This is a genomic window from Pseudothioclava alba, from assembly GCF_033100795.1.
GTDB lineage: Bacteria > Pseudomonadota > Alphaproteobacteria > Rhodobacterales > Rhodobacteraceae > Pseudothioclava.
This window is the reverse complement of the sequence record NZ_JAWLVI010000003.1, coordinates 127,458-152,695: the sequence shown is the minus strand read 5'-3', so window position 1 is coordinate 152,695 and position 25,238 is coordinate 127,458. Positions and strand designations below refer to the sequence as shown.

Here is a 25,238-nt window from a genome sequence, read left to right as displayed (position 1 = left end):
TCGCTCGGGCATTGCGCGAGGGCAGCCGATCGCCTACATGGGCAAAATGACCCTACGACCGATCCTTATCCATCCCGATCCGCGGCTGAAAAAGCTGTGCGAGCCGGTATCCGAAGTAACCGATGACATCCGCAAGCTGGCGGATGACATGCTTGCGACCATGTATGACGCGCCCGGTGTCGGGCTGGCGGCGCCGCAGGTCGGCGTTCTCAAGCGCCTGTTCGTGATGGATTGCGTCAAGGAAAAGGATGCTGCCCCCGATCCTATGGTGCTTATCAACCCCGAGGTTTCGTGGATTTCCGAAGAGACCAATGTCTACGAAGAAGGCTGCCTGTCGATCCCCGAGCAATTCGCCGAAGTCACCCGCCCGAAAGAGGTGCGGATGAAGTGGCTGGGCCTTGATGGACAACTGCATGAAGAGCAGTTCGACGGTCTTTGGGCCACCTGCGCGCAGCACGAGAACGATCACCTGAACGGCAAGCTGTTCATTGATTATCTTGGCCCGATGAAGCGCAAGATGATTACCCGCAAGATGGAAAAGCTCAAACGCGAGCGTGCGCGCGATAAGGAGGCGTAAGCCTGATGTCGGTCCGCCCTTTCATTCCCTTTGATGACCGTCGCCTGCACACGCCCGCCGATCCTGTGGCGCAGATCACCGAGACCGTGCGGATGATCTGGGATGATATGATCGAGACGATGGAGGCAATGCCGGGTGTCGGCTTGGCCGCGCCGCAAATCGGGATCACGATGCGCCTTGCCGTGGTGGATGCATCGGACAAACGCGGGCAGGCGGTGCGGATGGCAAACCCCGAGGTGTTGCACGCCTCGGTGCAGATGCGCAAACATGACGAGGCTTCGCCGAACCTGCCCGGTGTCTGGGCCTCGATCGAGCGGCCACGCGCTGTGACTGTGCGGTTTTTGAACGAGGCGGGAGAGGTGGAAGAGCGCGATTTTGTCGGGCTTTGGGCGACCTCGGTGCAGCACCAGATCGACCATCTGAACGGCAAGACCTATCTCGATCATCTGTCGCCCCTACGGCGCAAGATGCTGGTGCAGAAGTCGAAAAAGCTGCGAGGCCGCTGATGCGTGTGATCTTTATGGGGACGCCGGATTTCTCGGTTCCGGTGCTGGACGCGCTGGCCCGCGAGCACGAGGTGGTCGCCGTTTATTCGCAGCCGCCGCGTCCGGCAGGTCGTGGTAAAAAGGACCGCCCGACGCCGGTTCATGCCCGCGCGCTGGAACTGGGTCTGGAGGTCCGCACTCCGCTGAACTTCAAGGATGCAGACGAGCGCGCGGCATTGGCTGCGCTGAACGCCGATGTTGCCGTGGTCGTGGCCTATGGGCTGATCCTGCCGCAAGCGGTTCTGGATGCGCCTGCGAAGGGGTGCCTGAATATCCACGCGTCCTTGCTGCCGCGCTGGCGTGGGGCCGCGCCGATCCACCGCGCGATCATGGCGGGGGATGCGGAAACCGGCATTTGCATCATGCAGATGGATGCGGGGCTTGATACCGGCGCGGTTCTGCTGCGCGAGGCGACGCTGATTGGCGCGACCGAGACCACCGGAGAGCTGCACGACCGCCTGTCCGAAATGGGCGCGCGACTGATTGTTGATGCGCTGGCGTCACTGGACACGCTGACGTCCGTTCCGCAGCCGGATGAGGGCGTGACCTACGCGCATAAGATCGACAAGGCCGAGGCGCGGATCGACTGGACCAAACCCGCGCCCGAGCTGATCCGGCAGATCAACGGGCTGTCGCCCTTTCCGGGTGCGTGGTGCATGGCGGGGCAAGAGCGGATCAAGCTGTTGCGCGCAGAGCCTGCGGACGGCTCCGGCACGGCTGGCGCCCCGCTGGATGGGTTCACCATCGCTTGCGGTTCGGGCGCGCTGCGCGTGGTCTTGGCGCAACGCGAAGGCAAGCGCCCGATGCCCGCAGACGAGGTTCTGAAGGGGCTGACCCTACCCGAATTGCTGGGCTGACGGGCGCTCACGCGCGGGGCAGATACCCCATCGGCGCATCCGGCGCGCGCACGAAATCAAGCGGCGGCTTTTCTGTGACCGAGGTCTCGCGCTTGGCGCGGCAGATCAGCTCTCCATTCTCGATTTCCGAGGCGACGATCAGCAGGTTCGACAGATGGCGTGAGCCTTCATAAAGCGCGACATTGCCACGCAGGTGTGTGACCTCGGCCGCGTCCAGCACGACACCGCCCGCAATTTTGCGCAACACCGGCCAGCTGTCTTCTCCCGAAACAACCCGCAGGCGCGAACGCCGTTTGGCAGCCTTGGCCTGCGCCTCGCGCATTGCCTGAACAAGCTCTTTAGGCAGAAACTCCATTGGTCCCTCCGCTCTGCCAGTCTCCCCGTGGTTAATCCTGCGTCGGGAATTGTAAAAATCAAGCTAAGGCTCTGTGAAAAATTATGACTTTCGATAGGGTTGCGCGAAAGACACGGGCACCAAGCGAAGAGTTGTCCTGCCGACGCCCGCGCGATACCCTGCGCCGTGTAACAAGTAACAGGAGCCTTCGATGCACCGCTTTCCCCTTTTCCCGTTGGTTTTTATCGCCTCTCTGGCGAGTGCAGGGGGTGCCTTGGCTCAAACTTGCGGGGGCAGTTTCAACGCTTTTGTCGAGGGTCTTAAGCGCGAGGCGATGGCCGAGGGGCTGTCCGACAAGCAGGCGAAAGCGTTTTTCGCAGGCGTGAAGCAGGATCAGCGCGTGCTTAAGGCGGATCGCGCGCAGGGCGTGTTCCAGAAACCTTTTGCCGAATTCGCAGGCCGGGTCATCAGCCAGAATCGCCTGCAAACCGGCGCGGCGAAGATGAAGGCCTATCGCAAGACGCTGGATGCGGTAGAGCAGAAATTTGGTGTCTCGCGCGGGGTGATCGTGGCCTTCTGGGGGCTGGAAACCGATTTCGGTGCGTTTCAGGGGGACTTCAACACCCGCGATGCGCTGGTGACGCTGGCGCATGATTGCCGTCGGCCAGATCTCTTCCGGCCTCAGGTTCTGGCAGCGGCCAAGCTATACCAACGCGGCGATTTCGACCCCGCGCGCAATCAGGGCGCTTGGGCGGGCGAGATCGGGCAGGTGCAAATGCTGCCCGAGGATATTTTGCGCAACGGCACCGATGGGGATGGTGACGGGCATGTCGATTTGCGCGGCTCGTCGGCGGATGCGCTGATGTCGGGCGCCAGGATGCTGCGCGGGTTGGGGTGGAAAGCCGGACAACCGTGGATGCAGGAAGTCGTTGTGCCTGCCAATCTGGATTGGTCGAAAACGGGTCTGGAAACCGAGTTGGCCACAAACCAATGGGCGCAGATGGGCGTCAAGGCGCGCTCGGGGGCGCTGGCCGGTGGACTGAAAGGATCGGTGCTTTTGCCGATGGGCCGCAAGGGGCCGGCCTTTATGGTCTATCCGAATTTCCGTGTGCTGTTCGAATGGAACAAGAGCTTCGTCTATGTCACCTCGGCGGGTTATTTCGCGACCCGTCTTGAGGGCGCGCCGAAGTTCGATCTGGGCCAACCCGATCCTGCGATGAGCGGAAACGAGATGAAAGCGCTGCAACAGAAATTGACTGCGCGCGGGCATGATGTGGGCAAGATCGACGGTATTCTGGGCGAGAAAACCCGCGCCGCCGTGCAGGCCGAACAACAGCGCCTTGGCCTGCCTGCGGACGCATGGCCGACGCGGGCGCTGTTGAACGGGCTGTAATCAGCTTTCGCGGAAGGCGCGGTTGAAATAATCGGCGACGGGCTTCAGCAGATAGGCCAGCGGGCTGCGCTCCTGCGTCTGGATAAAGACTTCGGCGGGCATACCGGGCACAAGGACAAGGCCGTCAAGTTTGGCCTCCTCGCCGGGGTTCAACGCGATTTCTGCAAGAAAATAGGACACTTGCGTCGCCTCGTCAGTCAGTGCGTCCGCTGAGATCCGGCTGACCTGCCCGAAGAACTCGGGGCTGGTGCGCGAGGAAAACGCCGAGAACCGTAGTGTGACCGGCTGGCCGATGGTGATCTCGTCGATGTTGATCGGCGAGATGCGGGCCGAAATGACCAGCGGGCGATCCTGTGGCACCAGATAGAGGATCGGCTCGGCGGGGCGGATGACCGAGCGCGGGGTTGTCACGCTCATCGCGTAAACGACGCCGGAAACGGGGGCGCGAATATCCAGCCGCTCGATCTGGCCTCGCAGCGCGCGCCGCCGCTCGGCCAGTTCTAATTCACGGGTGCTGGTGTCGCGTAGTTCGGTCTCGGCATCTTCACGCAGCTTGGCGGTCATGCGCAGCGCTTCGATTTCGTTTTCGGCCAGCTTGCCTTGCGACTGCGCGCGCGCGGCGATCAGTTCACCGACGCGTCCCGACAGCGCCGCCTCTTCGCGCTCAAGAGACAGCACGCGGCTGGCCTGTGCAAGCCCGCGTTCCAGCAGTTTGCGCTGGTCCGTCAGTTCCTGCTGGATCAGTTCAAGCTGGCGCGAGAGCGCGGCAAGCTGCGCGTCGATCCCTTCGATCTGTTTTTCGACCTGTGCGCCGCGCTCTGCCAACTGATCGAGCGCTTTTTGCAACGAGGTGCGGCGCACATCGAACAGGTCGCTTTGCCCTGCCATCATGCGCGCGACCTCGGCGGAGGATTGCGCGGCATTGACAAGCTCGTCGGGGAAGCGGATCGCGGGGTCTTCGTTCCGCTCGGCCTCAAGCCGTCCGCGGCGGGCGAGCAATTCGAAAAACTGCCCGTCCACAATCGCGAGTTCAGAGCGCAGCATCTCGCCATCAAGGCGCAACAGCATGTCGCCCGCGTGAACGCGATCCCCGTCTTTTGCGGCGATCTCAGCCACGATGCCACCGTCAAGGTGCTGGACGATCTGGCGGTTCTGTTCGACTTCGACACGGCCCGACGCGACCACTGCGCCCGAGATCGAGGTCGCCACCGACCATAGGCCGAACCCGCCCAACAGAATCGCAACCGCCAGAAATCCAAGGATCAGAGGGCCACGCGCCGAGGGCTCTGCGCCGCTCGAAGCGTTCGGAGGTGTGGAGGGTTTCAGGGGGCTCATGCTACACCTCCGGGCTGGATCGTTCCGGTCTGGCCGCGTGTGATGTCTTGCGCATTCGTGACCATGGATTTCAGGATCTGGTCGCGCGGTCCAACGCCCCTGCATAGCCCGTTATCCAGAACCATCAGCGTCTCGCATTCGGCGATTGCTGCGGGGCGGTGCGCCATAATCAGCACCGAGCCGCCCGCCGCTTTCATCTCGCGGATCGCAGCGTTCAGCGCAACCGAGCCGTCATTGTCGAGGTTGGCGTTCGGCTCGTCCAGCACCAGCAAAACGGGGTTGCCGTAGAAGGCGCGCGCAAGGCCGATCCGCTGGATCTGCCCGCCCGAAAGCCGCCCGCCCGTCTGGCTGACGCGGGTGTCGTAGCCCTCTGGCAAATCAAGGATCATCTGGTGCGCGGCGGCACGTTGTGCGGCTTTGACAACCTGCTCGGGGTCCGGCGTGGGCGAAAGTCGCGCGATATTTTCCGCGATGGTGCCATCGAACAGGGTGACGCGCTGCGGCAGATAACCGATCAACCGGCCGCGCACATCGGGATCGTATTGGTCCAGCGTCGCGCCATCGAGGCGAATCCACCCGTTCGACACGGGCCAGACGCCACAGATCGCCCGTGCGAGGGTCGATTTGCCCGATCCCGAAGGGCCGATCACCCCCATCGCCGTTCCCGGCGGCAGCTTGAAGCTGACCCCGCGCAGGGTGGCCGCGCGATGGCCGGGGGGCACTACGGCCAACTGGTTCGCCTCTAGGTTGGCGGCAGGGCGCGGCAGGGGCGTGCGGGGTGGCTCGGGCGGGGTCGCGCCCAGCAGAAGTTCCAGATGATGCCAGCCATCACGCGCGCGCGCGAATAGCGCCCACCCGCCGATCATTTGTTCGACCGGCGCCAGCGCCCGTCCCATCAGGATCGAACCTGCGATCATCGCGCCCGCGGTCAATTCTCCGCGCAGCACCAGAAGCGCGCCCATCGCCAGCATCGCGGATTGCAAAAACAGCCGGAATGCCTTGGTCGAAACCGAAAAGCCAGAGCTGAGATCGCTGGCGGAAAGCACCGCTGTCATCGCCATTTCACGCGCGCGGAGCCAGCGCTTGAAACTGGCCTCGCGCATCCCGAGGGATTGGATCAACTCGGCCTCGTCGCGCAATTGGTCTGCAAGACGGTCGGCCGCCATTTGCGCAACCGTCGCTTGCTGTAAAGGCGCCTGCGTCAGCCTTTGATTCAGGATTGTCACGAACAGCAACAGAACGCCGCCGCCAAGCGCCAAAAGCCCGAGCCATGTGTGGAAGATGAAGATCGCGGCAAGGAAAAGCGGCGTGAACGGTGCGTCGAATATCGCCAGCAAGATCGGAGAGGCAACGAACCTCTGCACCGCTTCGAGATCGCGCATTCCAGTGGCTGCCAGCGCGTCGCCCGGGTTGGCGGAGTTCCGGCGCAGAACCGACGTGAATACCCGCGCCTCCAGCCGCGCCTGTATCCACGCCGAAACGCGGCTCATCACCCGCGACCGCGCGCTGTCCAGAATGCCCATCATCAGGAATAGGAAAATGACCAGAATGAACAGGGCGCTCAGCGTTTCGACCGATCGGGCCGAGATCACACGGTCATAGACCTGCAACATGAACAAGGGGCCGGTGAGCATCAGCAGGTTCACGAACGCCGAAAACAGCGCGGCCGAGAACACCAGTGCGCGCACGGTCTTGCGGGCCGAATGTAACTCGGCGGCACCTTTGCGTTGTTCGGCTGTGCGCATCTGTTGGCTCCTGCACTCCATGGCGGCGGTCCATCGCCTGCCGGAAACTGGTAAATATGGGTTCTGAAACTTCGGTATCAGCTAGTCTTTACTGGGGCGACCTTGTTCTTCGGGGCGGGAAAGAATATTTCTTGGGGCAGAGGTTTGTGATCGGAATTTAAACGGTTGTCGCCACTATAGGCAACTGCAGGTAACCGGAGGGTTTATGGGTTCGCGCGCTGAAAAGGGAGTTTCCGGTCGGGTGCTGACGCTGACGACGGGTGCGGTGTGCGCGGCATTTCTGACCGGTTGCGCGGCCGAGCGCCCGCCTGTGGGGCAGGTCTGGGATCCCTACGAACAATCCAACCGCGAAACCCACGAGATGAACAAGGCGCTGGTTGCGACTTTCGCGAAAGATGCCAAAGGGGGCGAGCCGGGGCCGCTGGGCAAGGCGGTGTCGAATGTCGGGCATAACCTTGGCCTGCCGCGTATGGTGCTGAACTCGGTGTTGCAGGGGCGCCCCGAACCTGCCGTGAAGAACACGCTGCGGTTCGCGGTGAACTCGACCATCGGGGTGGCGGGTATCTTCGATCCGGCGGGGCACTGGTTCAACCTGACCGAAGAGGAAACGGATTTCGGCGAGACGCTCCATGTCTGGGGCGTGCGCGAAGGCGCCTATATGGAGCTGCCTGTGATCGGCCCCTCGACGGAACGCGATACGCTCGGGCGAATCGTCGATATGGCGATTGATCCCGTCGGCCATCTGCTGCGCGGGAACGAGCGCGCGGCCTCGGTCGCGTTGCGCTTTGGCGCGAAGATCGTGGATAGCCAGCGCTATGCGGCGACCGCGAATTCGATCCTGTTCGACAGCGCTGACAGTTACACCCAAAGCCGGCTTTTGTATCTGCAGAACCGGCGCCACCAACTTTCAGGTCAGGAGGACCTCGATGCCGAAAGCTTCGATCCCTATGAAGACCCCTACCTTGACCCCTATGCGCAATAGAGGGCTGGACCGGCGCGCGGCGCTCGGGCTGGGGCTGGCCGCTGTGCTGATGCCCCGCGCGGCGCTGGCATTGAATGATACGCAGGCCAAAAGCCTGATTGCCCGCGCGGTCGAGGATGTGAACAAGGCCATCTCCTCGGGCAAGACCGGAACAGCGCTATACGCCGATTTCGAGCGGATTTTCGTGAAATACGGGGATGTGCCGATTATCGCGCGGTCTGCGCTTGGTGCGCCCGCGCGCGCGGCCTCGGCGGCGCAGATGGCGGCTTTCACCAAGGCGTTTCAGGGCTATCTGTCGCGCAAATACGGCAAGCGCTTCCGCGAGTTTATCGGCGCCAAGTTCGAGGTGGCGGGCGCTCGTCCCGTCAAGACCTTCTATGAGGTCAAGACCACCGCTATTTTCAAGGGCGAGGCGCCGTTCGAGGTGCTGTGGCATGTCTCGGATAAATCCGGGCAAGACCGGTTCTTCAATCTGGTCATCGAAGGTGTGAACATGCTCACGCTGGAGCGTTCAGAAGTCGGCGCGATGCTGGACAAGCGGCGCGGCGATCTGGACGCGATGATCAAGGATCTGAAAAAAGCGGGCTGATCCGGCGTGGCGGGCGGGCCGCCATGGCCCCGCCGGTTCAGTTGCCCCCCGTAATCGCGCGCAGCACCTCCAGCAGGATGGATTCAGCGACATCGGGGGATTTCTCGACAGGGCGGCGCGCGTCCATCGGTTGCGACCAGTCATCCTTGCGATTGCCCGGTCCAAGCGTCACGCCCTCTTGCGCCCAAGGTTGTGCGGCATAGCGCCATTCCGACGGGTCAGCCATCGGCAGGGGAGAGGCGGGCAGCCCTTCTTCGACGCGGACCATCGTTTCGCGCCAGATGTCGGCGGGCAATCCGCCCCCCGTCACGCCCGAAAGCGGGCGGTTGTCATCGTAGCCCATCCAGATGCCCGTCACATAATCGGCGGTAAACCCGATGAACCACGCATCGCGCGACGCCTGCGTCGTGCCGGTTTTGCCCGCGGCCTCGCGGTCGGGCAGGTTTGCGCGCCGTCCCGAGCCGTTCTGCACCACCGAGCGCATCATATAGATCAACTCCCGCGCGGCCTTCTCCGAGATCACCCGCTCGCCGATTCCCTGTGTCTCGGTGAACAGCGGCGCGCTATCTCCCTTCAGGCGCAGCGCGCTTAGCCCGTGGGGTTTCACCGCCGAACCGCCATTGAGGATGCCCGCATAGGCGCCGGTCATCTCCAGCAGCGTGGACTCGGACACGCCAAGCGCCACCGCCGGCCCATCCGCCAGATCAGAGGCAAAGCCGAAATCGCGCGCCACCTGACGCACTGCGTCGCGTCCGACAGCCTCGGAGACGCGCACGGTCGCGGTGTTGACCGAATGGGTCAGCGCATCCGTCAGGGTGATCGGCCCGCGATATTCGCGGGTGTAGTTCTTGGGGGACCAGTTGCCCGAACCGGGCACGTTGATCGTGAGCGGCGCATCCTCGACGATGTCATCGGGCGTGTGGCCCATATCAAGCGCGGCGGCGTAAACGAAGGGCTTGAAGGTCGATCCGGTCTGCCGTTTGGCCATCGTCGCGTGGTTGAACGCGCCCGTCACCTGCGTCGCGCGCCCGCCGACCATCGCGCGCACCGCACCATCCGCCGACATCACAACGATTGCGGCCTCGGCCTCGGAACCTTCTTTCACCTTGGTCTCGAAGATGTATTTCATTGCATCCTCGGCGGCTGTCTGGATGCGCTGGTCAAGGGTCGTGTCGATAATCACGTCTTCGGTCGTCTGCGTCGTCAGGAAATCGGGGGCCGCATCCATGATCCAGTCGGCAAAATAGCCGCCCGCGCGCTTTTGTGCAGCTTCCGACAGGGTGGCAGGGTTAGCCACCGCCTCGCGCCATTCGGCGTCGGTCAGAAATTCCTGATCGTGCATCAGCGCGAGCACGGTCTCGGCGCGATCCTGCGAGCGTTTGAGGTTGTTCGTCGGCGCATAGCGCGTGGGCGCTTTCAGAAGTCCCGCCAGCATTGCGGCCTGCTGCGGGTTCAGATTGGCGGAGGAAATACCGAAATAGCGTTGGGCCGCAGCCTCGAACCCGCGCGCACCTGCCCCCAGATAGGCGCGGTTCAGATAGATCGTCAGGATCTCGTCCTTGGTGTATTTGACCTCCATCGCAAGCGCGAAAGGGATCTCCTTGATCTTGCGCTTCAGCCCACCCGAACGGCAGTCGTTTTCATAGGCGGCCTCGGTCTTCCAGATTGCCGGATCGTATTTGACACCGAGGCACAGCAGTTTCGCGACCTGCTGCGTGATCGTCGAGCCGCCGTTGCCCGAGAACGGCCCGCGCCCTTCTGACAGGTTGATCCGCACCGCCGAGGCGATGCCGCGCGGGGAGACGCCGAAGTGACCGTAGAAACGTTTGTCCTCGGTGGCGACGACCGCATTTTTCAGATGGGGTGAGACATTGGTTGCCGTTGTTTGGCCGCCAAAGGTTTCCCCGCGCCAGGCGAAGACTTTGCCTTCGCGATCCAGCATCGTGACCGAACCGCGATGGCGTCCGTCCAGAAGGGCCGAAACCTCGGGCAGTTGCGAGTAGAAATAGAATGTCGCGAGCCCGACGATGCCTGCGACCACAAGTCCGACCCGCCAGCCGATGCCCCAGAACAGGCGTAGCACGAACCCCAGAAGCCCATAGACAAGCGTGCCGATCAGGCCGCGTTTGCGCGGCGCTTTGCGTTTTGGGGGTTTCGCGGGTTTCGCCTTCGGTTTGTCCGTGCTCGCTTTTGCGGGCGAATAGCGTTTTTCCGCCACCAGTGGCCTGCGAGGCCGACCTGATCCTGCCATATCTTTGGTCCGGTGCCTGTGTTCTTGTTTGCGCCAATCTACACGCTGCGATTGCGGATGTGGAGCGGGGAACCGCGCCGATTCTCTTTTGTGATTGATTAAAAGTTAGGCGAGTTGCCTGATTTGTGCATTTTTTGGGCAAAAATACCGCCTCCGGTCCCTTGGCCACCCATAGCTTTCCTTGTTCGCTGCGACCGGTGCGGGCCTTCTGTCCCTTGTGAGGCCGGCCCTGCAGCCAGCCAAATCTGATCAAGGAAGGGATAGCAGGTGAAACTGATTATTGCTGCAATCAAGCCGTTCAAGCTCGAGGAGGTGCGCGAGGCGCTCACCGCAATCGGCGTTCGCGGCATGATGGTGACGGAGATCAAGGGCTTTGGCGCACAGTCGGGCCATACCGAAATTTACCGCGGCGCGGAATACGCCGTGAACTTCGTGCCGAAGGTCAAGCTCGAGATTGTCGTCTCGGATGGCCTCGCCGACGAGGTCGTCGATACGATCCTCAAGACCGCCAAAACCGATAAGATCGGTGACGGCAAAATCTTTGTTCTCGACGTCAATCAGGCCGTCCGTGTGCGCACGGGCGAGGCCAATGACGACGCTTTGTGAGATAGCGACAGGACTAGGCTGATATGAAAAACCTCTTCAAAATCTCGGGTCTTGCCTCGGCTCTGGCCGTTGCTGCCCTTCCCGCGCTTGCGCAAGACGCCGAAGCGCCCGCAATGGTTCCGACCGATGTGGTCTGGATCCTCAATACGGTTCTGTTCCTGATCGGTGGCTTCCTCGTCTTCTGGATGGCGGCAGGGTTTGCCATGCTCGAAGCGGGTCTCGTGCGCTCGAAAAACGTGACGATGCAGTTGCTTAAGAACGTGATCCTCTTCGCGATTGCTTGCACGATGTATTACCTGATCGGCTATAACCTGATGTATCCGCTGGGGAACTGGTCGGTTGGTGCCGATGAGACCGGCGGTTATCTGGGCGCCTTCGCTGTGGCGGTGCTGGAAGCGGTTGGTGTTGGTGCCGATGCGGTGGATGATTATTCCTATGCCTCGACCGGATCGGATTTCTTCTTCCAGGTGATGTTCTGCGCGACCACGGCGTCGATCGTTTCGGGCACGCTGGCTGAACGCATCAAGCTCTGGCCCTTCCTGATCTTCACGACGATCCTGACTTCGATCATCTATCCGATCGTGGGTTCGTGGAAATGGGGCGGCGGCTTCCTTGATACGCAGTTCGGCTTTCTTGACTTCGCTGGCTCGACGGTCGTGCACTCGACCGGTGGCTGGGCAGCGCTTGCCGGTGTGCTGGTGCTGGGGCCGCGTCTGGGCAAATACAAGGATGGCCGCGTGCATCCGATGCCGGGTTCGAACCTGACGCTGGCGACGCTTGGGACGTTCATCCTGTGGCTTGGCTGGTTCGGCTTTAACGGCGCGTCGCAGCTTGCGATGGGGTCCATCGGCGATGTGGCGGATATTTCGCGCATCTTCGTGAACACCAATGCCGCCGCTGCCGGTGGGGCTATTGCTGCCCTCCTGATGACGCAGTTCCTGTATAAGAAGCCTGATCTGACGATGGTTCTGAACGGTGCGCTGGCGGGCCTTGTGTCGATCACGGCAGAGCCGCTGACCCCGACCATTGGCGCTGCAACCCTGATCGGTGCTATTGGCGGCGTGATCGTGGTCTTTGCGGTGCCCTTCCTCGACAAGATCAAGATCGATGACGTTGTCGGCGCGATCCCGGTCCACCTGATCTGCGGTATCTGGGGCACGCTGGCTGTTCCGCTGACCAACTCGGACGCGAGCTTCGGCGGGCAGCTTATCTCGGTTGTGATCGTGGGCGCGTTTACCTTCGTGGTCTCGCTGATCGTCTGGGTGATCCTGAAGGCGGTGATGGGCATCCGTGCGCCGGAAGAAGACGAGATGATGGGCCTTGATAAGGCGGAACTTGGCATGGAAGCCTACCCGGAGTTCAAGGTCTGATCCTTCACTTCCCTCCCTGCAAACGAGAGGCCCGGACGAATGTCCGGGCCTTTTTTGATTGATCCAAATGAAAACGGCGGCCCAAGGGCCGCCGTTTGCTGCATGTCTCCGCGAGCGTCTTAGACGCCCGCGTCGATGATGGCTTTGGCCAGAAGCGGCACGGTCTGCTCGTTCAGGCCCGCGATGTTCATCCGCGAGTCGCCGACCATGTAGATCGCGTCTTTCTCCCGCATCGTGGCGACCTGCTCGGGCGTGGCTCCGATGCGCGAGAACATGCCGCGGTGCTCTGCGACGAAGTCGAAGCGGTCCGAGTTGGAGAGCTTGCGCAGCTCGTCGGAAAGCTGCTGGCGCAGGTCCAGCATACCGCCCCGCACGGCTTCGAGTTCCGCTTCCCATTCGGCGCGCAGCGTCGGATCGGTCAGAACCTTGGTCACAAGTTGCTGCCCGTGGAAGGGCGGGAAGGAATAGGACTGGCGGTTCAGGAAGGCGAGCGTGCCTTGCGTCACGGGTTGCGTGGCTGCATCGCCCAGAACCATCAGGCAACCGGTGCGCTCGCGGTAGATGCCGAAGTTCTTGGAGCACGAGGCAGCGATCAGAACTTCGGGCAGGCGCGAGGCGATCAGGCGGGTGCCTGCGGCGTCTTCCTCAAGCCCGTCACCAAAGCCCTGATAGGCAAGGTCGATCATCGGGATCGCGCCTTTGGCCTCGATCAGGTCGGCTACGGCGCCCCACTGATCAAGCGTCAGGTTCGCGCCGGTCGGGTTGTGGCAGCAGCCGTGCAGCAGCACGATGTCGCCCGATTTGACGCCCTGAAGGTCGCCCATCATCGCATCGAAATCGACCGAGCGGGTAGCGTTGTCGAAGTAGTGATAAAGCTTGTAGCCCTGACCCATGAAATTCAGGATCGACAGGTGGTTCGGCCAGGTCGGGTCGGAAACCCAGACGGTCGTGTCGGGGTTGGCCATACGGGCCAGTTCGAACCCCATGCGGCACGCGCCGGTGCCACCCACGGTCGACAGGCACGACAGGCGATCCGCCGGATAGCCCTTGCCCAGAACCATTTCGGCCATTGCGGCGTGGAACTCGGGCTGACCGGCGAGGCCGGCGTAGGTCTTGGTAACCTCGGTGTCGCACATCTGCTGCTCGGCAGTGTGGATCGCGCGCATGATCGGGGTCTTGCCTTCCGCGTCTTTGTAGACGCCGACACCCAGATCGACTTTGTTCTCGCGCGGATCGGCGCGGAATTCGCCCATGAGCGCAAGGATTTTATCCGGCGCCTGCGGCTTGAGGTTATTGAGCATCATGCTTCTCCGGTTGCGATGCGTAGATCGTTATACATGCCCCATTCGGCCCATGCGCCGTCATAGAGCGACCAGTTCAGGTGGCCGACACGTTCCAGCGCCAGCGCGATCATCGCCGCCGAAACCCCCGAGCCGCACGAGCAGATCGCGGGCTTTGCAAGATCGACCTTGGCTGCGGCAAAGAGGGCGCGCAGATCATCAGGGGATTTCATCGTGGCGTCCGCGTTCAGAAGCGAATCCCACGGGATGCTTTTCGCGCCGGGGATATGGCCCTTGCGCAGGCCGGGGCGGGGCTCGTCGTCCTGCCCGATGAAGCGGCCATACGGGCGGGCGTCGAGGATCTCGTGATCGCCCAGCTTCGAGGCATGGGCGACCTGCGTCACGTCTTTGACCAGATGCGCCTGACGCTGCACGGTCATATGGCGGTCGCGCGGCATCGGCGGCAGGTCTTCGGTCTCGCGGCCTTCGGCGATCCATTTGGGCAGGCCGCCATCCAGAACGGCGATGTCCATTTTGCCCATCAGGCGGAAGTTCCACCAAACGCGCGGAGCCGAGAAAATCCCGGCCTGATCGTAGACAACGACCTGATGGCCGTCACCCACGCCCATCGCGCGCATCCGTGAGACGAATTTCTCGATCGGCGCGGCCATATGCGGCAGCTCCGAGCGGTTGTCTGAAATCTCGTCGATGTCGAAGAAACGCGCGCCGGGGATATGCGCCTCGGCATAGCCGGCCTTTGCATCGCGGTTCATGGCGGGCAGGAACCACGAGGCGTCCAGCACGCGCAGGTCGGGGTCTTTCAGATGGGCTTCGAGCCACTCGGTAGAAACGAGCGTTTTCGGATCGTCCATGGGATTCCGCACCTCCTGTTTGTCATTTTGTCCTTAGACTCAAGGCGGCAATCGGTGCAAGGGGAGACGGGATATAAGGGGCGAAAAACCCCGCAGATCAGTAGTTCTGCTTGAGAAGGCGCTGCTTTTGGCGGTCCCAGTCGCGCTTGGCCTCGGTCGCGCGCTTGTCGGCCAGCTTTTTACCCTTGGCCAGACCAAGCAGCAGCTTCACGCGGCCCTTGTCGTTGAAATACATCTTCAGCGGCACAATGGTCATGCCATCGCGACCTACCGCGTTCCAAAGGCGCGACAGCTCTTTTTTCGAGACCAGAAGCTTGCGCTTGCGGCGTTCTTCATGGCCGAAATGCGCGGCTTGCAGGTAGGGCGCGATATAGCCGTTGATCAGCCACAGCTCGCCATCCTCGACCGAGGCGTAGCTTTCCGCGATATTCGCCTGACCGATACGCAGGCTTTTCACCTCGGAGCCCATAAGCATGACCCCCGCTTCGAGCGTGTCCTCGATAGCGTAGTGATAGCGTGCCTGCCGGTTCTCGGCGATCAGCTTGGAGTTGGGATCGGACTTCTTTGCCATGGTCGCACCGAGATAGGGCAGGGCAGGGGGGCTGTCCAGAGGGGCGTGAAGCCGCTTGACCGGAATCTCGCAAGGAATTAGGCGCTGACGGATGGAATCGCAGCAAATGTTCATCCAGATCGGGATCGGCTCGGCGATGATGGTCTTGACCGTCGTCATCGCAGGGATGGCCGCTTGGGTGATGGAGGCGCTGTTTGCCCGCTCGCATGGCTGGCTGATGGCAGAGCCGCACCGCCCGAAGCTGATGGTCGTGACGCTGATCACCGCGCTTGCCGCGCTGGCGCTGGTCACGCTTGGCGTCTGGCTATGGGCGTTCTGCTTTCGCGCGCTCGGGATTTTTATCACGATGGAGTCGGCGGTCTATTTCTCGCTCGTTTCCTATACCACGCTTGGTTATGGCGACATCCTGCTGACCCATGAGTGGCGCATTCTGGGTGGCATGGCGGCGGCCAACGGGCTGCTGAACATCGGCCTGCTGACCGCGCTTCTGGTCGAGGCGCTGCGCCATGTCCGGCTAAGCCAGCTAGAGGTGCGCCGCGCCCGCCGGATTGCCGAAGAACAGGCCGAACGCGAGCGCATCGCAAGCGCGCGCAGTGACGCGCAGGGCTAGTCCAGCCCAAGCGCCTCTTTGATGATGCCGCCAAGCAGGTCTTCGACCATGTCCATCTCGCCTTCGGGGTAATCGCGGAAACCCACCGTGATCTGGCCGGGTTCCTCGGGGCGCTCGAAAACGAAGACGTTGTAGGGGCAGAATTGCACGTTCGCCGGGTCGATCTCCATCACCGCGCGCGACACTTTCGACGAGCAGAAGGAAAACACATCGGCGGCGGTAAAGATCGTTCGTGTCGCACCCACATCGCCCTTGGTCCGCTCGAGCATTTCGCCCGTGTGGCTGGTGTGGTCGATGACCAGCCCCGCGTCAAGAATTGCACTTTCAACCGAGAAGGTGACGTTGTCGAAATCGTCCTCGACGGTCCAGAAATGCCCGTCTCCGGCATTGGCAAACGTGGCCGACAGACACAAAAGGGCAAAAGCGCCCGAAAAAATTGTATTCATCCATATATCTCCCTGCCGGCTCCCATCCGGCCAGACGCACAATGGCGCAGATATATTCAAAAGTTAAGATGTAACATTCGAGGGCGCTAATCGTATTGTGAAGAGAAAGCCCGAGGAGATGCCCTACCTTTGGGCCGTGAGTAGAGGGAGATCGAGATGAAGCGCTCAGGAATTCGCAATCTGTTATGGTCGCAGGTCACGCCCAAGGAGATGTTTCTGAACCGGCGCAGCGTGATCGCGGGGGCCGCGGCATTGGGGGCAGGGTTTGCGGGCGCGCCCGCGCTGGCAAAGATCGCCGCGAAACAGTCGGCGTTTTCAACATCGGCCAAGCCGAACAGCCTTGAGGATATTACCAACTACAACAACTTCTATGAATTCGGCTGGGATAAATCCGACCCGCGCAAGCACGCGGGCAAGCTGTCGGTCGATCCGTGGTCGATCGAGATCGGCGGGATGGTCGATCGTCCCGGCTCCTATCCGCTGGATGATATTCTCAAGCCCGTGACCCTTGAGGAGCGTATCTACCGTTTCCGCTGCGTCGAAGCCTGGGCGATGGTGATCCCGTGGATCGGGTTCGAACTGCGCGCGCTTCTGGACCGTGTGGGCGTGCAGCCATCTGCGAAATATGTAGCGTTCGAGACGCTCTATCGCCCCGAGGAAATGCCGGGGCAGCGTGCGGGCGGCATCGACTGGCCTTACCGCGAAGGGCTGCGGCTGGATGAGGCGATGAACCCGCTGACCATTCTGGCGACGGGGCTGTATGGCGAGGAAATGCCCAAGCAGAACGGCGCGCCGATCCGGCTGGTTGTGCCTTGGAAATACGGCTTCAAGTCGATCAAGAGCATCGTGAAAATCACCCTGACCGATAAAGAACCGGCGACGACGTGGAAATCGTTGCAGCCGCGCGAATACGGGTTTTACGCCAATGTGAATCCCGAGGTGGATCACCCGCGCTGGTCGCAGGCGACCGAGCGCAAAATCGGCGCGGGGCTGTTTGCGCCGCGTGAACCGACGCTGAAATTCAATGGCTATGAGGAGCAGGTCGCCGCGCTATATTCGGGCATGGATCTGGCAAAGAACTACTGATGCAGCTTGTGGCGCCTTTGAACGGAACATTGCGTCGGCTTCCGGTCGGCGCGGTTTATCTTGCGGGACTTTTGCCGCTGGCGTGGATCGTCTGGCTGGTGATCGGCGGCGACATCGGAGTGGACCCCGTGAAGGAGATCGAGCACCGCTTGGGCAAGGACGCGCTTTGGTTTCTGGTTGGTGGTCTGGCCATTACGCCCGCGCGCCGGATATGGGGGCTAAACCTGATCCGCTATCGTCGTGCGATCGGGCTATTGGCTTTTTTCTATCTGGTGCTGCATCTGATGGCCTGGGTTGTTCTGGATATGACCTTGCTTTGGCAGCAGGCAGCTAACGACCTGATAAAACGGCCGTATCTTCTGCTGGGGATCTCTGCGTTCCTAATGCTTCTGCCCTTGGCGCTGACTTCGAATAACTGGTCCGTGCGTCGGCTGGGGCGCAACTGGCGCCGCGTTCACTGGCTGGTCTATCCGGCAGTGTTCCTTGGCGTGGTGCACTATCTTCTGCAAATGAAAGTAGTGTCCGCCGAAGGCTGGACCTGGCTTGCTGTGATCGTCGTTTTACTGGCGCTGCGTATCCCGAAAAAGCGATAGGCAGCGTTGCAACGTTACATTTTATTGAAGGGGAAAGCAGTGGCAGCCCGTAGGGGAATCGAACCCCTCTTTCCAGGTTGAAAACCTGGCGTCCTAACCGATAGACGAACGGGCCGTGCTTGGCGCGTCGCTGAAGTGGCAGCCCGTAGGGGAATCGAACCCCTCTTTCCAGGTTGAAAACCTGGCGTCCTAACCGATAGACGAACGGGCCATCGCAGCGGCGTGGGCGGTTCATACGGTAGGCGCAATGGCCGCGCAAGAGGTTTTTTCGGTTTTTAAGCAGCGATTTTCGCGGGGGGTGACTAACCGGCGCGCGCGGCATCCTCCAGCCGGAGCTGCACGTTCGAACGCCCGCCCCAAGTGTTGATTTCAAGCCGCCCCGCAAGGTGAAAACGCCCCGCGCCCGGCGTCAGGAGGATCTCTCCCAACAGACCGTCAAAGGCACCAAAGGCGACCGCGTCGATCTGCGCGCCCATCCCGTCGCCAAAGCGGAAGCGCAGATGGGATTCGCCAATCCGCCGCGCACCACGAATCTCGACATCGGCAAAGGCAAAGCGCGGCGCGGGGGCACCTTGGCCGAAGGGGCCGGCCTGCTCGATCTCTTCGATCAGGCGAATCGTTGCGGCGCCTGGCATCAAAAGCCCGTCCAGCCGCAGGTCACGAGGGCCACCCACGCCTGCGCCTTGCTTTGCCAGCAGCTCGGACAGCCGTTCCATCGCGGCCTCAAGTTTTCCCTCTTCGACGGTCAGGCCCGCCGCCATCTTGTGCCCGCCCCCTTTCTGGAACAGCCCCTCGGCGGCGACGCGCTGCACGGCTGCGCCAAGGTCTACGCCGGGAACCGAACGGGCCGAGCCTTTGCCGATCCCGTCTTCAAGCCCGATCACAACGGCGGGGCGGTTGGTGGCTTCTTTCAGACGCGCGGCGACGATGCCGACGACGCCCGGATGCCAGCCCGCGCCCGCGGCCCAGACCAGCGGCGCGTCAAGTCCGCGCTCTTCGGCCTGCGCAAGGGCTGCGTCGCGCACACGGTTTTCGATGTCGCGGCGCTCGGTGTTCAGCATGTCCAGCCGCTCGGCCAAAGCGGTGGCTTCGTGCGGGTCGGTCGTGGCCAAAAGCCGCGCGCCCAGATCGGCCGCCCCGATCCGGCCACCCGCGTTCACGCGCGGTCCCAGAAGAAAGCCCAGATGGTAGGTATTGGGCGTCTGGTCCATTCGCGCGACATCGGCCAGCGCCACAAGGCCCGGACGTTCACGCCGCGCCATGACCTTAAGCCCCTGACGGACAAGCGCGCGATTCACGCCCGTTAGAGGTGCGACATCGGCGACCGTTGCCAGCGCCACCAGATCCAGAAGCCCCATCAGATCCGGGCCTTTGACGCCCTCGTCGCGCAACTGGCGGTTCGCCTCGACCAGCATCAGAAAGACGACGCCTGCCGCGCAAAGATGCCCCAGATCGCCGCTTTCGTCCTGCCGGTTCGGGTTCACGCAGGCCAGCGCGGGGGGCAGGGTTTCGCCGCCCAGGTGGTGGTCCAGAATGACGACATCGGCCCCCTTGGCTGCCGCCACCGGCCCGTGGCTAAGGGTTCCGCAATCGACGCAGACGATCAGCTTGTGATCCTTGGCCAAGGCCTCCATCGCGGGTTCGTTGGGGCCATAGCCTTCGTCGATACGGTCGGGGATATAGAGCGTCGCCTCGCGGCCCATCGCGCGCAGCCAGCTTATCAGCAGGGCCGCTGACGATCCGCCATCCACGTCGTAATCAGCGAAAATCGCGATCGGTTCACGGGTTTTCACGGCGGCCAGAAAACGCCGCGCCGCAAGCTCCATGTCTTTCAGAGAGCGCGGATCGGGCAGCAGGTCACGCAGCGTCGGCTCCAGAAAACCCGCCGCCTCTTCGGGCGATACGCCCCGCGCGACAAGGATACGCGCCAGCGCCTCGGGCAGGGCGGTTGCCTGCACCATGGCTTCGGCCAGACGGTCAGCCTCGGGTGAGGGGCCGACCCAGCGGCGCCCGTTCAGCGAGGCTTCTACTCCAAGATAGGCTTGTGAATTGCTCATGCCCCCTCATGCCAAAAAACAAACGGCCCCGCCAGAGGCAGGGCCGTTCTATGGGTATTTTGAGCCGCGATCAGCGCTTGATCGGGTTGCGATAGGTCATGCGACGCAGAGACCCGGTTTTCGAGCGCATGAGTAGCGTTTCGGTCTCGATGAAGTTCGGCTCGCGCTTCACGCCGCGCAGGATCGACCCATTGGTCACGCCGGTCGCCGCGAAAATCACGTCCGAGCGCACCATTTCGTCGCGCGAATAGATACGGTCGTAATCGGTGATGCCAGCTTTGGCCGCGCGGCCACGCTCGTCATCATTGCGGAACACGAGCTTGCCCCACATCTGGCCGCCCATGCATTTAAGCGCCGAAGCCGCCAGCACGCCCTCGGGGGCGCCGCCTTGACCCATATACATGTCGATGCCGGTGATTTCCGGCTCGGCGCAGTGGATCACGCCTGCGACGTCGCCATCGGTAATCAGGCGGATCGCGGCGCCGGTTTCACGCACTTCGCGGATCATGTCTTCGTGGCGCGGGCGCTCAAGAATGCAAACGGTGATGTCGGTCGGTTTCACACCTTGTGCGGCCGCCAGAGCCAGCACGCGCTCGGTCGGAGACATCTCAAGCGAGACAACATCCGTCGGATAACCCGGCCCGATGGCCAGCTTTTCCATATAGGTATCGGGCGCGTGCAAAAGCGTGCCGCGCGGTGCCATTGCGATAACGGTCAGGGCGTTGGGCATGTCCTTGGCGGTCAGCGTCGTGCCTTCGAGCGGATCAAGCGCGATGTCGACTGCCGGACCTTCTCCGGTGCCGACCTCTTCGCCGATATAGAGCATCGGAGCTTCGTCGCGCTCACCCTCGCCGATGACGACAACGCCTTTGATGTCGAGCAGGTTCAGCTGGTCGCGCATGGCGTTGACCGCCGCCTGGTCGGCAGCCTTTTCATCGCCGCGGCCGATCAGCGTGGCCGACGCATGGGCGGCAGCTTCGGAGACGCGCGCCAAGCCGAGGCTGAGCATACGGTCGGAAAAATCAGTCTGAGGAGTCATCGAACATTCCTGTTTGCGTTACGCTTTCGGGCCTGCGCCACAAAAGCCCCATCTCGCCCGAAAGGGCAAGTCTGGGAACGCTAACAGGCCGCTTTTATTGCGGAGTGGATCAGAGTTCCTCGATCCGGATCGCGATGGCATCGCCTTCGACCACACCGGTCGGAAGGAAATTGCCCACCGCAAGGTCGATCGCGTCGCGCGTGGTTTTATGCGTGACAATCAGAACCGGCGCGGCGGTGTCGGCGTGGCCATACTGGCGCATCCGGCTGATCGAGATGCCTGCCTCGCCCAGAACAGCAGCCACCTTGGCCAGCGCGCCCGGTTTGTCCATCAGGTTGAGGCGCAGGTAATAGGCCGCAGGCGCTGCCGAAACGGCGGGTTGGGCCTCTTCCAATGTGGTTGCGGGCTGCCCGAAGGTTGCCAGACGCAGCCCGCGCGCAATATCCAGCACGTCGCCCATCACCGCGCTGGCTGTCGGGCCTTCGCCCGCGCCCGCACCGCGCAGCACGATCTGGCCGACCGAGTCGCCTTCGAGCACGACCATATTCGTTCCGCCGGTCAATTGCCCCAGCGGCGAGGAAGCCGGCACAAGGCAAGGCGTCATGCGCTGCTCAAGGCCGCGGCCCGTCATCTGCGCGACACCCAGCAGCTTGATCTTGTAGCCCATATCCGAGGCGCGACGGATGTCGTCGATCGAGATCCGGCCGATACCTTCAAGCTGGACATGGTCGAATGCGACCTTGGTGCCAAAGGCGATCGAGGCCAGAATCGCCAGCTTGTGACCGGCGTCGATACCCCCGACATCAAGGTTCGGGTCGGCTTCGAGATAGCCAAGCTGGTTGGCCTCTTCGAAGACGACATCATAGGGCAGACCCGCATCTTCCATCCGTGTGAGGATATAATTGCAGGTGCCGTTCATCACGCCCATCACGCGGCGCAGGCGGTTGCCCGCCAGACCTTCGGTCAGAGTTTTGATAACCGGAATGCCGCCAGCCACGGCGGCTTCGAAGCGGATCACGCGCCCCTCGGTCTCGGCCAGCTCGGCCAAAGCCTGCCCGTGATGGGCCAAAAGCGCCTTGTTCGCCGTGACCACATCCTTGCCCGCCTTCAGCGCGGCAAGCATCGCATCCTTGGCTGCGCCTTCATGCCCGCCCATCAGTTCGACGAACACGTCAACATCGTCGCGCGTCGCAAGGGCGACCGGATCCGTCTCCCACGCATATTCCGACAGATCCGCGTCGCGGTTCTTGCTGCGGTCGCGCGCGGAAACGGCGGTAATCACCACAGGGCGACCCGTGCGGGCCTCAAGCATCTCAGCGTGGCGCTGCACGATCTTGACGACCCCGATCCCCACGGTTCCAAGACCGGCGATGCCAAGGCGAAGCGCTTTGCCGGATGCGGTCTGGGCGGACATGGGAACCTCATTCATTCTGTTTGCCTCGCCCTGTTACAGCCTTCGCACGAGGCTTGCAACGCGCGGGTGGCGCTGCCCGATGCTATTGGGTGCCGTCGTCCAGTGCGCGCAGATCATTGGCGCGGGAATTCAGCGCTGCCGCGCGGGCAAGCACTGCAGCGCTTGGGTCGTCAGGCAGGGGCGCGGCCTCCAGCAGCGAGGCCTTTGGGACCAGCCGCGGATAGTCCGCCTCCGGGCCTGTGGCGCAGGCGGCGAGCAGAAACAACACGGACAAAACAGAAAGGTAGCGCATCGGACCTCACCTTCAGACAGCGGCACAGTATGCGCAAGCGGGCCGCGTTTCCAGAGGTGCTTTGGCGTTTGCTATTGAACGACCGTTCAGTTAGCGTCGCGTCATGGCACGCAAGACCGGATCACATTCTGAAATCACAGGCCCGCGCATCCGCACCGAGGCGCAGCGGTTGTTCGCGCGCCACGGTTTTGCGGCTGTATCCATGCGCCAGATTGCGGCGGCGGTGGGGGTGCAGGCAGGGGCACTGTATCTTTATACGCCCGACAAAGAGGCGTTGCTGTTCGACCTTCTGAAAACCCATATGGACGGGTTGCTGGAGGCTTGGGCAGCAGAGCCGGTGGGCGCCGGCGCGCTGGCGCGGCTGGAAAGCTTTGTGCGCTTTCACATCCGTTATAACCTTGAGCGCGCGGATGCGGTGTTTCTAAGCTATATGGAACTGCGCAACCTTGGCCCCGAGAATTTCGCGGTCATCGAGGGGCTGCGCAAGTCCTACGAGACCAAGCTTGAGGCCATCCTGAAGCAGGGGCAGGCGGACGGCGCCTTCGATCTGCCCGATACCAAGCTGGCAACAATGGCGATTATCGCGATGCTGACCGGCGTCAATACATGGTTCCGTGAAGGCGGGCGCCTGTCGCGCGAGACCGTCGAGGGGATCTATTGGGATATGGTGCGCAAATCGGTGCGCGCCTGAGGCAAACGGGGGCATTGTGCCCCCGCTGTCTAGTGCTGCGGCTTGATGAAAGTGCCGTTGCGCAATTCGCGGAAGGCTTGCTCCAGCTCGGATCGGGTATTCATTACAATCGGGCCATGCCATGCGACGGGTTCTTCAATGGGTGCACCCGAGATCAACAAAAAGCGGACCCCGCGCTCGCCCGCCTGAACCACAATCTCGTCGCCTGTGCCAAAACGCACCAGCGTGCGATTGCCGGATAGATCGCGGATGTTGACCTCTTGCCCCATGACCTCTTTTTCCAGCAGAACCCCCTGAGGAGCTGCGGCATCGGCAAAATAGGCAGACCCCTCGAACACATAGGCAAAGGCGCGCCGGTAGGTGTCGATCTTGATGCGCTTTTTCACGCCCGCAGGGATCGAGATGTCCAGATATTGCGGGTCGGCGGCGATACCGTCGATCGGCCCGCGCTGGCCCCAGAACTCGCCCACGATCACGCGCGCACGGGTGCCGTCATCGTCGATCACCTCGGGAATATCGCCCGATTTGATGTCCTGATAGCGCGGCGCGGTCATCTTCAGATCCGACGGCAGGTTCGCCCAAAGCTGGAAGCCGTGCATCTGGCCGGTTGCGTTTCCACTGGGCATTTCCTGATGCATGATGCCCGAACCGGCGGTCATCCATTGCACATCGCCCGCACCAAGAGTGCCCTGATTACCAAGGCTGTCGCCGTGTTCGACGCTGCCTGCCAGAACATAGGTGATCGTCTCGATGCCGCGATGGGGGTGCCACGGAAAACCCGCCATGTAATCGGCGGGATGGTCGCCGCGAAAATCGTCGAACATCAGGAACGGGTCGCACTCGGACGGGTCGGTGAACCCGAAGGCGCGATGCAGCTTTACGCCTGCGCCTTCAAGCGTCGGGCGGGCCTGGCGGGTGTCGAGAACAGGACGAATGGACATATGTGGTCTCCCCTAGTCTTGAGCCAAACATAGGGGGAACGGGGCGCAAAGCAATTGCGCCCTTGGGCAGAGCGCCTGTGTGAAAATGCGCGAACCGGCCGGAGTGTATTACTTCGAGGTGTTCCAGATGTGACGCTCGTCGCGGGGAGGGGTTACGACGAAATTCGAGAACCGCACCGAAGAGGACAGCCCGATCCGTGTGCTCTCTCCGCCCATGATCAAAACCTTGTCGCCAATGCCGATCACCGGGTTGTAGTGCGACGAGGTCTCGACGATGGAGGCAGTTTCGCCCGCAGACATGATCGGGATGCGGAAGCTTTCATCCTTGATGGTGGTATCTGTGTGCGTATCGACGGTGGGGTCGGTCGAATAGCTGTTGATCAGGGAGACTTTCTTGTTCACGCCGTCGCAGGGATCCCAGTCATCATTATCGGCGCGGCACTCGATGAGCGAGACGCGCATCCAGCTGCGCTCGCTGATGCGTGCCTCGGCTACATAATCATATACTTTCTTCATGCCGCCGACGAAACGAGGACCGATCTCTTCTTGCTGACGGGAGAGAAGGTCGGCAACCGTGTAGGCGGCCTTCGATGCCTTGGCGCGCATCCGGAACGCATCGTAAAACTCGAAGGCAATCGCATACCAGCCAAGAAGCAATAGCACACCCATCACCCCCTCGATCGGGATCGAGCCGCTTTCGTTCTTTCTGAACCGATTGAAAATGTTATACATTGTTCTGGTTCCTGCTCGTTTGTTGGTCGG

The 25,238-nt window shown here is 62.1% G+C and carries 26 protein-coding genes and 2 tRNA genes; 12 read left to right on the top strand and 16 right to left on the bottom strand.

Going from position 1 to position 25,238, the window contains the following annotated elements; translation table 11 throughout:
• Positions 1–46: 46 nt before the first annotated feature.
• Genes def (RYZ20_RS08790) through fmt form a run of 3 tightly spaced genes read left to right on the top strand, consistent with a single transcriptional unit; the run spans position 47 to position 1,979 of the window.
• Entirely contained in the window at positions 47–577 is a 531-nt protein-coding gene (gene def / locus RYZ20_RS08790) for a peptide deformylase (protein ID WP_317672538.1), read from the top strand.
• 5 nt (positions 578–582) lie between these two features.
• Positions 583–1,083: a peptide deformylase gene (gene def, locus RYZ20_RS08785; RefSeq protein ID WP_317672536.1), complete on the top strand. Its 501-nt coding sequence runs from the start codon at positions 583–585 to the stop codon at positions 1,081–1,083.
• Positions 1,083–1,979 carry a methionyl-tRNA formyltransferase gene (fmt, locus tag RYZ20_RS08780; protein WP_317672534.1) on the top strand — a complete coding sequence of 299 codons (897 nt, stop codon included), beginning with the start codon at positions 1,083–1,085 and terminating at the stop codon, positions 1,977–1,979. The genes def (RYZ20_RS08785) and fmt overlap by 1 nt, the downstream gene beginning before the upstream one ends.
• 7 nt (positions 1,980–1,986) lie before the next feature.
• Here the strand turns inward: fmt and RYZ20_RS08775 are convergent, their stop codons facing one another.
• Positions 1,987–2,334: a hypothetical protein gene (locus RYZ20_RS08775; RefSeq protein WP_317672532.1), complete on the bottom strand. Its 348-nt coding sequence runs from the start codon at positions 2,332–2,334 to the stop codon at positions 1,987–1,989.
• Between the two features lie 190 nt (positions 2,335–2,524).
• Between RYZ20_RS08775 and RYZ20_RS08770 the strand changes: the two genes are divergently transcribed.
• A complete protein-coding gene (locus tag RYZ20_RS08770) occupies positions 2,525–3,706 on the top strand; it encodes a lytic murein transglycosylase (RefSeq protein ID WP_317672530.1) in 1,182 nt (393 codons plus the stop codon).
• Here RYZ20_RS08770 and RYZ20_RS08765 read toward each other — a convergent pair whose 3' ends face one another.
• Together RYZ20_RS08765 and RYZ20_RS08760 are read right to left on the bottom strand one after the other, a co-directional pair.
• Positions 3,707–5,041, bottom strand: a complete 1,335-nt coding sequence (locus RYZ20_RS08765; RefSeq protein WP_317672528.1) for an HlyD family type I secretion periplasmic adaptor subunit — start codon at positions 5,039–5,041, stop codon at positions 3,707–3,709.
• A complete protein-coding gene (locus RYZ20_RS08760; protein WP_317672526.1) occupies positions 5,038–6,786 on the bottom strand; it encodes a type I secretion system permease/ATPase in 1,749 nt (582 codons plus the stop codon). Before RYZ20_RS08760 ends, RYZ20_RS08765 begins: the two co-directional genes overlap by 4 nt.
• 205 nt (positions 6,787–6,991) lie before the next feature.
• Here RYZ20_RS08760 and RYZ20_RS08755 point away from each other — a divergent pair, with 205 nt between their 5' ends.
• Both RYZ20_RS08755 and RYZ20_RS08750 read left to right on the top strand, forming a co-directional pair.
• Complete coding sequence (locus RYZ20_RS08755) at positions 6,992–7,768, top strand: MlaA family lipoprotein (protein WP_317672524.1); 777 nt, start codon at positions 6,992–6,994, stop codon at positions 7,766–7,768.
• The gene (locus RYZ20_RS08750; protein ID WP_317672522.1) at positions 7,758–8,357 is read left to right on the top strand and encodes an MlaC/ttg2D family ABC transporter substrate-binding protein; all 600 of its coding nucleotides are present in this window, start codon (positions 7,758–7,760) and stop codon (positions 8,355–8,357) included. Before RYZ20_RS08755 ends, RYZ20_RS08750 begins: the two co-directional genes overlap by 11 nt.
• 37 nt (positions 8,358–8,394) lie before the next feature.
• On the opposite strand, the gene RYZ20_RS08745 is transcribed toward RYZ20_RS08750, so the two are convergent.
• Entirely contained in the window at positions 8,395–10,608 is a 2,214-nt protein-coding gene (locus tag RYZ20_RS08745) for a transglycosylase domain-containing protein (protein ID WP_317672520.1), read from the bottom strand.
• 267 nt (positions 10,609–10,875) lie between these two features.
• Here RYZ20_RS08745 and RYZ20_RS08740 point away from each other — a divergent pair, with 267 nt between their 5' ends.
• Together RYZ20_RS08740 and RYZ20_RS08735 are read left to right on the top strand one after the other, a co-directional pair.
• Positions 10,876–11,214 (top strand): P-II family nitrogen regulator, encoded by a 339-nt coding sequence (locus tag RYZ20_RS08740; RefSeq protein ID WP_317672518.1) that lies wholly within the window; start codon positions 10,876–10,878, stop codon positions 11,212–11,214.
• A gap of 23 nt (positions 11,215–11,237) precedes the next feature.
• A complete protein-coding gene (locus RYZ20_RS08735) occupies positions 11,238–12,584 on the top strand; it encodes an ammonium transporter (RefSeq protein ID WP_317672517.1) in 1,347 nt (448 codons plus the stop codon).
• A 119-nt stretch (positions 12,585–12,703) separates the two neighbouring features.
• On the opposite strand, the gene RYZ20_RS08730 is transcribed toward RYZ20_RS08735, so the two are convergent.
• The 3 genes from RYZ20_RS08730 to smpB all read right to left on the bottom strand — a co-directional run bounded on the left by RYZ20_RS08730 (position 12,704) and on the right by smpB (position 15,307).
• Positions 12,704–13,885 (bottom strand): amino acid aminotransferase, encoded by a 1,182-nt coding sequence (locus RYZ20_RS08730; RefSeq protein WP_317672515.1) that lies wholly within the window; start codon positions 13,883–13,885, stop codon positions 12,704–12,706.
• On the bottom strand, positions 13,885–14,736 hold the full coding sequence (gene sseA, locus RYZ20_RS08725) for a 3-mercaptopyruvate sulfurtransferase (RefSeq protein WP_317672513.1): 852 nt from the start codon (positions 14,734–14,736) through the stop codon (positions 13,885–13,887). Before sseA ends, RYZ20_RS08730 begins: the two co-directional genes overlap by 1 nt.
• A gap of 97 nt (positions 14,737–14,833) precedes the next feature.
• The gene (gene smpB / locus RYZ20_RS08720; protein WP_317672511.1) at positions 14,834–15,307 is read right to left on the bottom strand and encodes an SsrA-binding protein SmpB; all 474 of its coding nucleotides are present in this window, start codon (positions 15,305–15,307) and stop codon (positions 14,834–14,836) included.
• 91 nt (positions 15,308–15,398) lie between these two features.
• Here smpB and RYZ20_RS08715 point away from each other — a divergent pair, with 91 nt between their 5' ends.
• Entirely contained in the window at positions 15,399–15,917 is a 519-nt protein-coding gene (locus RYZ20_RS08715; RefSeq protein ID WP_317672509.1) for a potassium channel family protein, read from the top strand.
• Here the strand turns inward: RYZ20_RS08715 and RYZ20_RS08710 are convergent.
• Positions 15,914–16,363, bottom strand: a complete 450-nt coding sequence (locus tag RYZ20_RS08710) for a DUF302 domain-containing protein (RefSeq protein ID WP_317672507.1) — start codon at positions 16,361–16,363, stop codon at positions 15,914–15,916. The two genes, RYZ20_RS08715 and RYZ20_RS08710, sit on opposite strands and share 4 nt — an antisense overlap.
• Positions 16,364–16,534: 171 nt before the next feature.
• On the opposite strand from RYZ20_RS08710, the gene msrP reads away from it, so the two are divergent.
• Together msrP and msrQ are read left to right on the top strand one after the other, a co-directional pair.
• Positions 16,535–17,449: a protein-methionine-sulfoxide reductase catalytic subunit MsrP gene (msrP, locus tag RYZ20_RS08705; protein ID WP_317673005.1), complete on the top strand. Its 915-nt coding sequence runs from the start codon at positions 16,535–16,537 to the stop codon at positions 17,447–17,449.
• Entirely contained in the window at positions 17,449–18,042 is a 594-nt protein-coding gene (msrQ, locus tag RYZ20_RS08700) for a protein-methionine-sulfoxide reductase heme-binding subunit MsrQ (RefSeq protein WP_317672505.1), read from the top strand. Before msrP ends, msrQ begins: the two co-directional genes overlap by 1 nt.
• A gap of 40 nt (positions 18,043–18,082) precedes the next feature.
• On the opposite strand, the gene RYZ20_RS08695 is transcribed toward msrQ, so the two are convergent.
• The 6 genes from RYZ20_RS08695 to RYZ20_RS08670 form a co-directional block, all read right to left on the bottom strand.
• Positions 18,083–18,157 (bottom strand) — tRNA-Glu (locus tag RYZ20_RS08695).
• A gap of 21 nt (positions 18,158–18,178) precedes the next feature.
• Positions 18,179–18,253: transfer RNA gene (locus RYZ20_RS08690), tRNA-Glu, on the bottom strand.
• A 91-nt stretch (positions 18,254–18,344) separates the two neighbouring features.
• Positions 18,345–20,099 carry a single-stranded-DNA-specific exonuclease RecJ gene (gene recJ / locus RYZ20_RS08685; RefSeq protein ID WP_317672503.1) on the bottom strand — a complete coding sequence of 585 codons (1,755 nt, stop codon included), beginning with the start codon at positions 20,097–20,099 and terminating at the stop codon, positions 18,345–18,347.
• 70 nt (positions 20,100–20,169) lie between these two features.
• The gene (gene glpX / locus RYZ20_RS08680; protein WP_317672501.1) at positions 20,170–21,138 is read right to left on the bottom strand and encodes a class II fructose-bisphosphatase; all 969 of its coding nucleotides are present in this window, start codon (positions 21,136–21,138) and stop codon (positions 20,170–20,172) included.
• Positions 21,139–21,247: 109 nt separating this feature from the next.
• Positions 21,248–22,552 (bottom strand): homoserine dehydrogenase, encoded by a 1,305-nt coding sequence (locus RYZ20_RS08675; RefSeq protein ID WP_317672499.1) that lies wholly within the window; start codon positions 22,550–22,552, stop codon positions 21,248–21,250.
• 82 nt (positions 22,553–22,634) lie between these two features.
• Positions 22,635–22,844, bottom strand: coding sequence for a hypothetical protein (locus RYZ20_RS08670; protein WP_317672497.1), 210 nt, complete (start codon positions 22,842–22,844; stop codon positions 22,635–22,637).
• A gap of 103 nt (positions 22,845–22,947) precedes the next feature.
• Here RYZ20_RS08670 and RYZ20_RS08665 point away from each other — a divergent pair, with 103 nt between their 5' ends.
• The gene (locus RYZ20_RS08665) at positions 22,948–23,535 is read left to right on the top strand and encodes a TetR/AcrR family transcriptional regulator (protein WP_317672495.1); all 588 of its coding nucleotides are present in this window, start codon (positions 22,948–22,950) and stop codon (positions 23,533–23,535) included.
• 29 nt (positions 23,536–23,564) lie between these two features.
• Here RYZ20_RS08665 and RYZ20_RS08660 read toward each other — a convergent pair whose 3' ends face one another.
• On the bottom strand, positions 23,565–24,476 hold the full coding sequence (locus RYZ20_RS08660) for a pirin family protein (protein ID WP_317672493.1): 912 nt from the start codon (positions 24,474–24,476) through the stop codon (positions 23,565–23,567).
• Positions 24,477–24,584: 108 nt separating this feature from the next.
• Positions 24,585–25,208, bottom strand: a complete 624-nt coding sequence (locus RYZ20_RS08655; RefSeq protein WP_317672491.1) for a TadE/TadG family type IV pilus assembly protein — start codon at positions 25,206–25,208, stop codon at positions 24,585–24,587.
• Positions 25,209–25,238: the final 30 nt, after the last annotated feature.